Genomic DNA, 846 nt, shown 5'->3' on the forward strand with positions numbered 1-846 from the left:
CCAATAACCAATAACCAATAACCAATAACCAATAACCAATAACCAATAACCAATAACCAATAACCAATAACCAATAACTAATAACCAATAACCAATAACTAATGACTTCTTTTTCAGGGATTGACCGATCGCACAAACCAATTGCCATCCCCGTCGCGCCCGTAAAGCGATCGGTTCTGGGGTTCCCCCCGCAACTCCAAAAAATCCACCGTTTCCGGTTCCAACAGCAGCAAGCAAAAACTAGGCAGCGGCTCGATCGCATCTGGGGAAGCACAATCAAAAGCAGTAGCCTCAGCCTTGTCTTTCCCAGGTTCGGGCCAACCAAACTGCACCCGCGCCCCCTCAGAAAGCTCCTGCCAAGCTGTGCGGCGGGCTGCGTACAACTCTACATCTGGACAATCTGCCCCTGCCAAAATCAGTTGTCCAGCAATCCGAAATTGTTCCCGAGTTTTAGGGAAATACCAGCAAATCTCCCCCCAAGGATAGAGATTAATTTCCTCTGCCTTTTGACTGCGAATATCTGTAATAAACTTTAACTGGTTGGTGTTTTCCAAAAAGCCTCGAAACACCACAGTGCGGTTAGCAGGACGCCCGTCAGGACGAACCGTTGCTAGTTGCAAGTAGCGGGCATAGGCAAGACTGCGGTTGCGGTGGAGCGATCGCGCTAAGGGCGATCGCCAAAGTGCTAAAGACATAATGAATATCCTATTATATGGGTAATTGGCGATCGGTAGTTGGCAATCAGTAACTGTAGTTTAGACTAAAAAATGAGTACAGCTAAAAGTAGCCACCTTTGAATCTCAGGCAAGCTGTTGCTTAAAAACTCAAGAGGGATCAGATTAAATA

Annotated in this window: 1 protein-coding gene; it reads right to left on the bottom strand. The window is 46.7% G+C overall.

The window, feature by feature from the left end:
* Nucleotides 1-113 precede the first annotated feature (113 nt).
* On the bottom strand, nt 114-695 hold the full coding sequence (locus JGK16_RS09465; RefSeq protein WP_293190330.1) for an Npun_F5749 family FMN-dependent PPOX-type flavoprotein: 582 nt from the start codon (nt 693-695) through the stop codon (nt 114-116).
* Nucleotides 696-846 lie beyond the last annotated feature (151 nt).

This window comes from Microcoleus sp. PH2017_09_SFU_O_A, from assembly GCF_020738625.1.
GTDB lineage: Bacteria > Cyanobacteriota > Cyanobacteriia > Cyanobacteriales > Microcoleaceae > Microcoleus.

What these genes read in the sequence shown, in the direction of transcription:
- JGK16_RS09465 (WP_293190330.1), bottom strand. Translation starts at nt 695, where the DNA reads ATGTCTTTAGCACTTTGGCGATCGCCCTTAGCGCGATCGCTCCACCGC.